10 protein-coding genes and 1 other RNA gene are annotated in these 12,064 nt (G+C 58.3%); 3 read left to right on the plus strand and 8 right to left on the minus strand.

All coding sequences use genetic code 11. The features are described from left to right. Window positions 1–25 precede the first annotated feature (25 nt). The 7 genes from gcvP to HB664_RS21925 form a co-directional block, all read right to left on the minus strand. Entirely contained in the window at window positions 26–2,899 is a 2,874-nt protein-coding gene (gene gcvP / locus HB664_RS21895) for an aminomethyl-transferring glycine dehydrogenase (protein WP_219940212.1), read from the minus strand. Between the two features lie 124 nt (window positions 2,900–3,023). Beyond that, window positions 3,024–3,413, minus strand: coding sequence for a glycine cleavage system protein GcvH (gcvH, locus tag HB664_RS21900; protein ID WP_008499718.1), 390 nt, complete (start codon window positions 3,411–3,413; stop codon window positions 3,024–3,026). Between the two features lie 23 nt (window positions 3,414–3,436). Further along, window positions 3,437–4,531 (minus strand): glycine cleavage system aminomethyltransferase GcvT, encoded by a 1,095-nt coding sequence (gene gcvT / locus HB664_RS21905; RefSeq protein WP_094935381.1) that lies wholly within the window; start codon window positions 4,529–4,531, stop codon window positions 3,437–3,439. 397 nt (window positions 4,532–4,928) lie between these two features. Further along, window positions 4,929–6,131, minus strand: coding sequence for an FAD-dependent 2-octaprenylphenol hydroxylase (gene ubiI / locus HB664_RS21910; RefSeq protein WP_219940213.1), 1,203 nt, complete (start codon window positions 6,129–6,131; stop codon window positions 4,929–4,931). Window positions 6,132–6,143: 12 nt separating this feature from the next. Then, complete coding sequence (ubiH, locus tag HB664_RS21915) at window positions 6,144–7,322, minus strand: 2-octaprenyl-6-methoxyphenyl hydroxylase (protein ID WP_219940214.1); 1,179 nt, start codon at window positions 7,320–7,322, stop codon at window positions 6,144–6,146. Beyond that, window positions 7,319–8,632 carry a Xaa-Pro aminopeptidase gene (gene pepP / locus HB664_RS21920; protein ID WP_029739211.1) on the minus strand — a complete coding sequence of 438 codons (1,314 nt, stop codon included), beginning with the start codon at window positions 8,630–8,632 and terminating at the stop codon, window positions 7,319–7,321. Before pepP ends, ubiH begins: the two co-directional genes overlap by 4 nt. Before the next feature lie 31 nt (window positions 8,633–8,663). Further along, window positions 8,664–9,242 (minus strand): YecA family protein, encoded by a 579-nt coding sequence (locus HB664_RS21925; protein WP_029739212.1) that lies wholly within the window; start codon window positions 9,240–9,242, stop codon window positions 8,664–8,666. A 168-nt stretch (window positions 9,243–9,410) separates the two neighbouring features. On the opposite strand from HB664_RS21925, the gene zapA reads away from it, so the two are divergent. From zapA to HB664_RS21940, 3 genes are all read left to right on the plus strand, one after another. Next, entirely contained in the window at window positions 9,411–9,740 is a 330-nt protein-coding gene (gene zapA, locus HB664_RS21930) for a cell division protein ZapA (protein WP_006811891.1), read from the plus strand. Window positions 9,741–9,781: 41 nt separating this feature from the next. After that, a non-coding RNA gene (ssrS, locus tag HB664_RS21935) (6S RNA) lies at window positions 9,782–9,965 on the plus strand. Window positions 9,966–9,989: 24 nt separating this feature from the next. Continuing rightward, the gene (locus tag HB664_RS21940; RefSeq protein ID WP_032660084.1) at window positions 9,990–10,586 is read left to right on the plus strand and encodes a 5-formyltetrahydrofolate cyclo-ligase; all 597 of its coding nucleotides are present in this window, start codon (window positions 9,990–9,992) and stop codon (window positions 10,584–10,586) included. 107 nt (window positions 10,587–10,693) lie between these two features. Here the strand turns inward: HB664_RS21940 and serA are convergent, their stop codons facing one another. Next, window positions 10,694–11,926 (minus strand): phosphoglycerate dehydrogenase, encoded by a 1,233-nt coding sequence (gene serA, locus HB664_RS21945; RefSeq protein WP_023333318.1) that lies wholly within the window; start codon window positions 11,924–11,926, stop codon window positions 10,694–10,696. Window positions 11,927–12,064 lie beyond the last annotated feature (138 nt).

Genomic DNA, 12,064 nt, shown 5'->3' on the forward strand with positions numbered 1-12,064 from the left:
GGCCTTTATGACTACACCAATAATATTACTGGTATTCGCTCATCGGCACGCAGGAGCAGAACAGGTTACGGTCGCCGTACACGTCATCAAGACGCTTCACGGTCGGCCAGTACTTGTTTGCCACGCCTGCCGGGAAGACGGCCAGCTCGCGGGAATAACCGTGGTTCCACTCGGAAACCATCTCATGCTGGGTGTGCGGAGCGTTAACCAGCGGGTTATCTTCCAGCGTCCATTCGCCGTCCTGCACGCGATCGATCTCCATGCGGATGGCCAGCATCGCGTCGATAAAGCGGTCCAGCTCGGCTTTGCTTTCAGACTCGGTCGGCTCAACCATCAGCGTACCCGCTACCGGGAACGACATGGTTGGCGCGTGGAAGCCGTAGTCAATCAAGCGCTTGGCGATATCCAGCTCGCTGATGCCCGTCGCTTCTTTCAGAGGACGAATATCGAGGATGCACTCGTGCGCCACGCGACCGTCGCGGCCGGTATAGAGCACCGGGAAGGCAGACTTCAGACGAGTCGCAATATAGTTGGCGTTCAGGATCGCCACCTGGCTCGCCTGCTTCAGCCCTTCCGCGCCCATCATGCGGATGTACATCCAGCTGATTGGCAGGATAGAGGCGCTACCGAACGGTGCCGCAGAGACCGCGCCCTGACGGGTCAGCATGCCTTCAATCTGCACTACGCTGTGGCCAGGCACAAACGGTGCCAGGTGCGCTTTCACGCCGATTGGGCCCATGCCCGGGCCGCCACCGCCGTGCGGGATGCAGAAGGTTTTGTGCAGGTTCAGGTGCGACACGTCCGCGCCGATAAAGCCCGGAGAGGTAATGCCCACCTGAGCGTTCATGTTCGCGCCGTCGAGGTAAACCTGACCGCCGTACTTGTGCACCACTTCGCACACTTCACGGATGGTCTCTTCGTACACGCCGTGGGTAGACGGGTAGGTCACCATGATGCAGGAGAGCTTGTCGCCCGCCTGCTCGGCTTTCGCGCGCAGGTCGGCCAGATCGATGTTGCCGTTCTTATCGCACGCCACCACCACCACTTCCATGCCCGCCATCTGGGCAGAGGCCGGGTTGGTACCGTGGGCGGAGCTTGGGATCAGGCAGATATCGCGGTGACCTTCGTTGCGGCTTTCGTGATAGTGACGGATCGCCAGCAGGCCCGCGTATTCGCCCTGCGCGCCGGAGTTCGGCTGCATGCAGAGCGCGTCATAACCGGTCAGTTTCACCAGCCAGTCGGAAAGCTGGTTGATCATCATATGATAACCTTCAGCCTGCTCTGGCGGGCAGAACGGGTGCAGCTCGGAGAATTCAGGCCAGGTGATCGGGATCATCTCCGCCGCGGCGTTCAGCTTCATGGTGCACGAGCCCAGCGGGATCATCGCCTGGTTCAGCGCCAGATCCTTGCGCTCCAGAGAGTGCATATAGCGCATCATCTCGGTTTCGCTGTGGTAGCGGTTAAACACCGGATGCGTCAGGATCGTATCGTTACGCAGCATGCTTTCCTGAATGGAGCGGCTGTCGAGCGCGACCTCTTTGTCGAGCGCATCAATGTCCAGACCGTGCGCGTCACCCAGCAACACGCTGAACAGGTTCAGGATATCGTCGCGGGTGGTGCTTTCATCCAGCGTAATGCCGACGGCGTTGTGGATGTCGCTGCGCAGGTTGATCTCTGCTGCATTCGCGCTCGCCAGCACGGCCGCTTTGTCCGCCACTTCCACACACAGGGTGTCGAAGTAGTGAGCGTGGCGCAGCTTAAGGCCTTTCTGCTGCAGACCGCAGGCCAGAATATCGGCCAGACGGTGAATGCGGCTGGCAATGCGTTTCAGACCAGCCGGGCCGTGGAACACGGCGTACAGGCTGGCGATGTTTGCCAGCAGCACCTGGGAGGTACAGATGTTGGAGTTCGCTTTCTCGCGGCGGATGTGCTGCTCGCGGGTTTGCATCGCCATGCGTAGCGCGGTGTTACCGGCAGCGTCTTTTGAGACGCCGATGATGCGGCCAGGCATAGAGCGTTTGAATTCATCTTTCGCGCCGAAGAACGCCGCGTGCGGGCCGCCGTAGCCCATCGGCACGCCGAAGCGTTGCGCTGAACCGAATACGATATCTGCGCCCTGTTTACCCGGCGCCGTCAGCAGCACCAGCGCCATAAAATCGGCGGCAACGCTGACAACCACTTTGCGGGTTTTCAGCTCGGCAATCAGCGCGCCGTAGTCGTGTACTTCGCCCGTTGTCCCCACCTGCTGCAGCAGCACGCCGAAGACGTCCTGGTGATCCAGCACTTTGTCAGCGTCGTCGACGATCACGTCAAAGCCGAAGGTTTCCGCGCGGGTACGCACCACGTCCAGCGTCTGGGGATGCACGTCCGCCGCCACGAAGAAGCGGTTGGCATTTTTCAGCTTGCTCACGCGTTTTGCCATCGCCATCGCTTCGGCGGCGGCGGTCGCTTCATCCAGCAGCGAGGCGGAGGCGATATCCATACCGGTCAGATCCAGCGTCACCTGCTGGAAGTTCAGCAGCGCTTCCAGACGGCCCTGAGAGACTTCCGGCTGGTACGGGGTGTAAGCGGTGTACCAGCCCGGGTTTTCCAGCATGTTGCGCAGGATAACTGGCGGTAACTGCACGTTGGTGTAGCCCATGCCAATGTAAGACTTATAGCGCTTGTTCATGCCTGCGATAGCCTTCAGCTCCGCCAGCGCGGCGAATTCCGTGGTGGCTTCCCCCACCTGAGGCGGCGTGGCAAGCTGGATGTCTTTTGGCACAATCTGGCCGATCAGTGCGTTTAATGAATCCGCGCCAACTGTCTTAAGCATCTCCTGCTGTTGCTGAGCATCCGGCCCAATGTGACGTTCAATGAAGGCGCCACGGTTTTCAAGCTGGCTTAAAGTCTGTGTCATGAGCGATGGTTCCTGAAACGTGCAGTGAATTTAAGTTCCCTCTCCCTCTGGGAGAGGGTTAGGGTGAGGGGAAGATGGGCACCCTCGCCCCTGCCCTCTCCCGAAAGGAGAGGGGGATAAACGATTACTCGTCTTCTAACAGTGCTTCGTACGCGGTCGCATCCAGCAGCGCGGCAACCTGAGATTCGTCGCTGGCTTTGATCTTGAAGATCCAGCCGCCTTCATAAGGCTCGCTGTTCACCAGCTCTGGCGAATCGCTCAGCGCGTCGTTGACGGCAACGATTTCGCCGCTCACAGGAGCATAGATGTCAGATGCCGCTTTTACGGACTCCGCCACGGCGCAGTCATCGCCCGCGCTAACGGTCGTGCCCACGTCAGGCAGGTCAACAAACACCATGTCGCCCAGCAGCTCTTGCGCGTGCTCGGTGATCCCTACGGTGTAAGTGCCGTCCGCCTCTTTGCGCAGCCACTCGTGTTCTTTGCTGTATTTCAGTTCTGCTGGCACATTGCTCATTGAAGTTCTCCTGATAAAAATGATTAGGCGACCGGCTTACCGGCGCGAACAAAAATCGGTTTGGTCACGTTGACCGGCATTTCGCGGTTGCGGATTTGCACCACCGCCGTTTCGCCAATGCCCGCCGGCACGCGTGCCAGTGCAATACTGTAGCCCAGCGTCGGGGAGAAGGTACCGCTGGTGATCACGCCTTCGCGAGGATTGCCGTCAGCATCGGTAAAGCGCACCGGCAGTTCACCGCGCAGCACTCCCTTCTCGGTCATCACCAGACCCACCAGCTGTTCAGTGCCCTTCTCGCGCTGCATCTCCAGCGCTTCACGGCCAATAAAATCACGGTCAGCCGGTTCCCATGCGATGGTCCAGCCCATGTTGGCGGCCAGCGGAGAGACGCCTTCATCCATCTCCTGACCGTAGAGGTTCATCCCCGCTTCCAGACGCAGCGTATCGCGCGCGCCCAGACCCGCAGGCTTCACGCCCGCTTCCACCAGCGCGCGCCAGAAATCAGCGGCCTTCTCGTTCGGCATCGCAATTTCGTAGCCCGCTTCACCGGTGTAGCCGGTGGTGGCGATAAACAGATCGCCCGCCTGCACGCCGAAGAACGGCTTCATGCCTTCGGTTGCTTTGTGCTGCTCGTCGTTAAACAGAGATGCGGCTTTCGCCTGCGCGTTCGGCCCCTGTACGGCGATCAGCGACAGGTCGTCACGGACGGTGATGTCGATGGCATAAGGTTCGGCGTGTTGGGTGATCCAGGAGAGGTCTTTTTCGCGGGTGGCGGAGTTGACAACGAGGCGGAAGAAATCTTCAGTGAAGTAATAGACGATAAGGTCATCAATCACGCCGCCCGAGGCGTTCAGCATGCCGGTATAGAGCGCTTTACCCGGCGTTTTCAGTTTGGCGACGTCGTTTGCCAGCAGATAACGCAAAAACTCCCGGGTGCGGCTACCGCGCAGATCGACAATCGTCATGTGGGACACGTCGAACATACCGGCATCGGTGCGCACCGCGTGGTGCTCATCAATCTGCGAGCCGTAGTGCAGCGGCATCATCCAGCCATGGAAGTCCACCATGCGGGCGCCGCATAACACGTGTTGTTCGTACAAAGGAGTCTGTTGAGCCATCTTGTCCTCGTTGAAAAATTCACCGTGAAACCCGGTGTCGGCCCCGTTACCTGGCGCCGACGCAAACGTTCTCTTTTACCCGAACTTACCACCGAAACCGGCGGTTAACCATAAGGTAAAACGGGTCATCACATTAGCTTATGACCAAAAAACGCTAAAAAGCCTACAGAGTTATTCACTGGAAAAATGCGATTAACCCCGCACAAAATTAACAATGATCTAACAGGATTTAGCACATGGTGATATTTCATGCGGAAAAACGGGCCGAATTTCCGTAACATAAAATCTCGTAGATTAGATTTTCTAATGCGAAAAATGACGTGAAATTAGAATATTTCAAACGAGGGAATTTCCCCGGCGCAGAGGCCGGGAAAATAAAGTGTGACGGGGATCGAGATTAGCGTAACCAGTCGGGAAGATCGTTAAGACCCATCGCCTGGCGAAGAAGTTGAGGTTTGACGCCAGGAAGCGTATCGGCCAGTTTAAGACCAATATCGCGCAGCAGTTTTTTCGCCGGATTTGCGCCGGCAAACAGCTCGCGGAAGCCCTGCATGCCCGCCAGCATCATCGCCGCACTGTGCTTGCGGCTGCGCTCGTAGCGACGCAGGTAAAGATGCTGGCCGATATCTTTGCCTTCGCGATGCAGGCGACGCAGTTCCTCAACCAGCTCCGCCGCGTCCATAAAGCCAAGGTTGACGCCCTGCCCTGCCAGCGGATGAATGGTATGCGCCGCATCACCGACCAGCGCCAGACGGTGCGCCGCAAACTGACGCGCGTAGCGGCCGGTTAACGGGAACACCTGCCGCTCGCTTTCAAGGGTGCACAAGCCAAGGCGGTTATCAAACGCCATGCACAGCGCCTGGTTAAAGGCATCCGGCGTCGCCTCCTGCATCAGCTGGGCTTTTTCAGGCACCAGGGACCAGACAATCGAGCACAGGTGCGGATCGGCAAACGGCAGGAACGCCAGAATGCCGTCGTTGTGGAAAATCTGCCGCGCCACGCCGCCGTGCGGCTCCTCGGTACGGATCGTCGCCACCAGAGCATGATGGCGGTAATCCCAGAAGGTCAGCGGGATATCGGCTTTATTCCGCAGCCAGGAGTTCGCACCGTCAGCACCGACCACCAGACGCGCGGTCAGCATGTCGCCGCTCTGTAAGGTGATAAACGCCTCGTTTTCACCCCACGCCACCTGCTGGATCTGCGCAGGCGCAATCAGCGTCACGTCGCTGCACTGCTGCGCTTTCTGCCACAGCGCGTGGTGGATCACCGCGTTTTCGACGATATGACCCAGATGGCTGTAGCCCATGCTTTCATCATCAAAAGCAATATGACCAAAGCTGTCTTTATCCCACACTTCCATGCCGTGGTAGCAGCTGGCGCGCTGCGCCACAATATCTGCCCAGACGCCAAGGTGCGTCAGCAATTTCTCGCTGGCGGCATTGATCGCCGAGACGCGGAGTTCCGGCGGGGCATCTGGCGCAACGGGCTGAGGCTGCTTTTGCTCCAGCACCGCCACGCGCAGGCCGCTGCCCTGTAAACCACAGGCCAGAGCCAGTCCGACCATACCGCCGCCAACAATGGCGACATCAACATTTTGCACGGTGATAACTCCTTAACGCGCGACCCAACCAAGAGTCCGCTGCGCCAGCACGTCACGTGCCGGAATGAATAATTCCATCGCCATTAGCCCGAGGTTGCGACCCGCAACCAGCGGCGCCCAGCGATTGGCAAAGAGATGGACTAAGCCGTCGGTGACGCCAATCGTCGCCTCTTTATCCACCTGGCGGCGCTTCTGGTAATGGCTGAGCACCGGGTATGCGCCACAGTCTTTTTGTTCGCCCCACGCCTGCGAAAGGGTTTCCGCCAGGCTCATGACATCCCGCAGGCCAAGGTTGAACCCCTGCCCCGCGATGGGGTGCAGCGTCTGAGCGGCATTACCGACAAGCGCCAGACGATGGGAGATGGACTGAGAGGCAGTAGTCAGCGAAAGCGGGTAAACCGCCCGCTGTCCAGCATGGGTAATACGCCCCAGCCGCCAGCCAAAGGCTTTCTGCAGCTCGGTACAAAAACGTTCGTCTGACCAGGCTTTAACCTCTTCGGCCTTATCCTGCGGTTGGCACCAGACCAGGGAACAGCGCCCGTCCGACATCGGCAGCATCGCCAGCGGGCCATGCTGCGTAAAGCGTTCAAACGCCCTGCCGTGGTGTTCAGCTGCGGTCGCGACATTCGCAATGACCGCAACCTGCCCGTAAGGCTGCTGACGCCACTCCACGCCGCACTGGGCGCCGAGCGATGAGCGCGAGCCGTCCGCGGCGACCAGAAGCTGGCCTTCAAGCACGGTGCCGTTTTCAAGCGTCACGCTGACCGACGCCTCACTGCGGCTCACGCTGGCCACGCGCGCCGGACAATGCAGCGTGACGCCCGGCGCATCCTGGAGCAGACGAAACAGACGCAATCCGACGTCGTGCAGCTCGACAACCTGACCCAGCGCGTCAATGCGGTAATCCTGCGCATCCAGCGTGACAAAGCCAGCATGGCCGCGATCGCTTACGTGAACGGTGTTAATTGCCGTCGCGCAATCGGCGATGGCCTGCCAGATGCCAATACGGGACAGCTGCTGGCAGGTACCCTGCGCCAGGGCAATAGCGCGGGAATCAAAACCGGGATGATTTTTTGCCTGCGGCGCGACGGCTTCCACCAGGTGCACCGGAAGCTGCCCCTTCGTCAAATGCGAAATGGCCAGCGCCAGCGTGGCCCCGGTCATGCCGCCGCCAACGATAATCACGCTCATGCGCGTGCCGCTGCCATCAGCGCCTCGATATCGTCAGCGTTTTTCACGACGCTCGCGGTCAGGTTTTCGTTACCGGTTTCGGTGATCACGATGTCGTCTTCGATGCGAATGCCAATCCCGCGGTACTCTTCAGGCACGTCGGCATCCGGCGCGATATACAGGCCTGGCTCCACGGTTAACACCATGCCCGGCTCCAGCACGCGCGAACGGTCGGTGCCGTACGCGCCAACGTCATGCACATCCAGCCCCAGCCAGTGGCTCAGGCCGTGCATGAAATACGGTCGATGCGCATTTTCAGCGATCAGGGTGTCGACCTCCCCTTTCAGGATCCCGAGCCTGACCAGGCCGGTAATCATGATGCGCACCACTTCGCCGGTCACTTCCTGCATGGAGGTACCGGGACGATACAGCCTGAGCGCCGTCTCAAGCGACTCGAGAACGATGTCGTAAATGGCGCGCTGTGCCGGTGAGAATTTACCGTTCACCGGGAAGGTACGGGTGATGTCTCCCGCGTAGCCCTGATATTCGCAACCGGCGTCAATCAGGACCAGATCGCCGTCGCGCAGCGCGCTTTCGTTTTCGGTGTAGTGCAGAATGCAGCCGTTTTCTCCGCCGCCAACAATGGTGTTGTAGGAGGGATAACGCGCGCCGTGGCGGTTAAATTCGTGATGTATTTCGCCTTCCAGCTGGTATTCGAACATCCCGGGACGGCACTTTTCCATGGCGCGGGTGTGCGCCAGGGCGCTGATTTCGCCCGCACGACGCATCAAATTCAGCTCTTCTTCAGACTTGAACAGGCGCATTTCATGCACCACCGGACGCCAGTCCGTCAGCGTGGCCGGCGCGGACAGGTTCTGCCGCGAGCCTTTGCGCAGCTTATCCAGCGCGGTGAAAACAATCTCATCGGCGTAGGCATATTCGCCCTGCGCGTGATAGAGCACGTCGAGGCCGTTAAGCAGCTGATAGAGCTGCTGGTTGATTTCGCTAAACGCCAGAGCACGGTCAACGCCCAGCTTCGCCGGTGCGGCCTCCTGGCCCAGGCGGCGACCAAACCAGATTTCGGCCGTCAGATCGCGCACGCGGTTGAAAATCACGCTGTGGTTGTGGGTGTCATTGCTCTTAATCAGCACCAGCACCGCTTCCGGCTCGTTAAAGCCGGTGAAGTACCAGAAATCGCTGCTCTGGCGATAGGGGTATTCGCTGTCGGCGCTGCGCGTGACTTCGGGCGCAGCAAAAATCAGCGCGGCGCTGCCCGGCTGCATTGTTGCCAGCAGCGCCTGACGGCGGCGCGAATACTCTTGACTCGAGATAACCATGACACCCTCCTGTGCGTTATTTTTCTTAATGTAAGGTTGGCTTGCGGACTTCCGGCGCGGTCGGCTGTGAGCGCGTGAAATTATCGTGGCACAGCAGTGCCGCCACGCGCACGTACTCGATAATCTCTTCAAGAGACATTTCCAGCTCTTCCTGGTCTTCGTCTTCATCGTAGCCGAGCTGGGCAATGTTACGCAGGTCGTCAATCGCTTCACCCGCTTCGCCGGTCACTTTATCCAGTTTAGGCTGCGTCACGCCCAGCCCCAGCAGATAGTGGTTTACCCAGCCGGCCAGCGCATCGGCGCGATCGAACACGCTGACGTCGTCGCCTTCAGGCAGATAAAGCTGAAAAAGGAAGCCATCGTCTTCCAGCGAATCGCTGGTTGCGGCGTGCATTTTACGCAGCGCTTCCGCCAGCTCGTGACCAAACGCCAGCCCTTCATTCGTGAGGTCGTGGATCAGCGGCTGCCATGAGCTGTCGCTGTTTCCGCCGCACAGCATGCCACTGATCAGACCGTGCATTTCGGCAGGGGTTAAACCGACTCCCTGCTGGTTCAGTAACTGGTTTAAATCCTTGTAACCAGGCATTTCGTTCTGTATAGACATGAGCATTCGTCATCAAAGGGGGGAAGTTTCATGATATGCTACCACTTTGGACCCTGGTGATACCAGAAAAGGGCTTGTATCTTCACATCAGGGTAGCTATAGTGTCGCCCCTTCGCAGCCCCCGGGGCAGTAAGCGAAGGCAGCGCAGTCAATCAGCAGGAAGGTGGCATGTCTGCACAACCCGTCGATCTCCAGATTTTTGGCCGTTCACTGCGAGTGAATTGTCCGCCTGAACAAAGGGATGCTTTGAATCAGGCAGCGGACGATTTGAATCAGCGGTTGCAAGATCTAAAAGAACGCACTAGAGTCACAAATACTGAGCAGCTGGTTTTCATCGCCGCGTTGAACATCAGCTATGAACTGACTCAGGAAAAAGCGAAGACCCGCGACTACGCGGCAAGCATGGAGCAGCGCATTAAAATGCTCCAGCAGACCATAGAACAGGCATTGCTTGATCAAGGTCGCAATCCCGAAAGACCGGGACCAAAGTTTGAATAACACTTCTCAGTTGACTATGGTAGAGTAACTGTGAAGACAAAATTTCTCTGAGATGTTCGCAAGCGGGCCAGTCCCCTGAGCCGATATTTCATACCACAAGAATGTGGCGCTCCATGGTTGGTGAGCATGCTCGGTCCGTCCGAGAAGCCTTAAAACTATGACGACACATTCACCTTGAACCAAGGGTTCAAGGGTTACAGCCTGCGGCGGCATCTCGGAGATTCCCTCTCTTTTCTTCTACCGACTACCATGACCCAATTCCCTGAAGTTTCTGCTTCACGCCAGGACATCCGTCAGTTAATTCGTCAGCGCCGCCGTGCGTTAACCGCCGATCAGCAAGCGCATTTTGCCCAGCAGGCCGCCGCCCGTATGATGGCGTATCCCCCTGTCGTGATGGCGCACACCGTTGCGCTGTTTCTGTCATTTGATGGAGAACTGGATACCCAACCGCTGATAGAGCAGCTCTGGCGCGCCGGGAAGAAGGTCTATCTGCCGGTGCTGCACCCGTTCAGCGAGGGGAATTTGCTGTTTCTGCACTATCACCCGCACAGCGAGCTGGTGGTGAATCGCCTGAAAATCACCGAGCCGAAACTCGACGTGCGCGACGTGCTCCCGCTGTCACAGCTGGATGTGCTGATCACGCCGCTGGTGGCGTTTGATGAACAGGGCCAGCGTTTAGGGATGGGCGGCGGTTTTTACGACCGGACGCTGCAAAACTGGCAGCAGTACGGGTTGCAGCCGGTGGGTTATGCGCATGATTGTCAGGGCGTGGAGGCGTTGCCGGTGGAGAAGTGGGATGTGCCGTTGCCGGCGGTAGTGACGCCATCGAAGTTGTGGGAGTGGTGAAACAGGCGTGCGGCCTGATGCCCTCACCCCAGCCCTTTCCCACAGGGAGAGGGTGAAAACATAAAAAACGGTAACTATCGTTACCGTTTTGCATTTATCTCGCACCATCAGTACAGCAGACGCGCGCGAATCGTCCCTTGAATCGCCTTCATGCTCTGCAGCGCTTTCTCAGCAACATCGTCATCCGCTTCGATATCAATGACCACGTAGCCCATCTGCGAGTTCGTTTGCAGATACTGCGCGGCAATGTTGACGCCCTGCTCGGCAAAGATCTGGTTGATCGCGGTCAGCACGCCCGGACGGTTTTCGTGGATGTGCAGCAGGCGACGACCACCGTGCAGCGGCAGAGACACTTCCGGGAAGTTCACGGCAGAGAGCGTAGAACCGTTGTCGGAATATTTGCTCAGCTTACCCGCCACTTCCAGACCGATATTCTCCTGCGCTTCCTGGGTAGAGCCGCCGATGTGCGGCGTCAGGATCACGTTGTCGAACTCGCACAGCGGAGAGGTAAACGGATCGCTGTTGGTCGCAGGCTCCGTCGGGAAGACGTCGATGGCCGCGCCCGCCAGATGCTTACGCTTCAGCGCATCCGCCAGGGCCGGGATATCGACAACCGTGCCGCGCGCGGCGTTGATCAGCAGTGAGCCCGGCTTCATCAGCGCCAGCTCTTCCGCGCCCATCATGTTTTTGGTGGACGCATTTTCCGGCACGTGCAGGCTCACCACGTCGCTCATGTTCAGCAGGTCAGAAAGGTGTTGAACCTGGGTAGCGTTACCCAGCGGCAGCTTGCTTTCGATATCGTAGAAAAACACGTGCATACCCAGGGATTCCGCCAGAATACCGAGCTGCGTACCGATGTGGCCGTAACCGATAATCCCCAGTTTTTTACCACGCGCTTCGAAAGAACCGGACGCCAGCTTGTTCCACACGCCGCGGTGCGCCTTGGCGTTCGCTTCAGGAATGCCGCGCAGCAGCAGAAGCAGTTCGCCAATCACCAGCTCCGCCACGGAACGGGTGTTGGAGAACGGGGCGTTGAAGACGGGAATACCGCGTTTGGCGGCGGCATTCAGGTCAACCTGGTTGGTACCGATGCAGAAGCAGCCGATAGCCACCAGCTTTTCCGCCGCGGCAATAACCTCTTCAGTCAGGTGAGTACGGGATCGCAGGCCAATGAAGTGGGCATCACGGATGGACGCTTTCAGCTCTTCGGTATCGAGCGCGCCTTTGTGAAATTCGATGTTGGTGTAACCTGCCGCACGAAGGCTATCGATTGCTTTTTGATGCACGCCCTCGACCAGCAGGAATTTAATCTTGTCTTTCTCCAGTGATACCTTTGCCATTTACCCGACCCTGTTTTGTCTGAACTGATGTTGTGCTGGATATGAATCCGCTGTAGCCAACATATCAAAAAAAACTATTGCAGCAATATGAACGTTTGCGTCGGCACTCTGAAGAAAAGTCATACAGAGCAAAATGTC

Source organism: Enterobacter sp. DNB-S2 (assembly GCF_019443845.1).
Taxonomy (GTDB): domain Bacteria; phylum Pseudomonadota; class Gammaproteobacteria; order Enterobacterales; family Enterobacteriaceae; genus Enterobacter; species Enterobacter asburiae_B.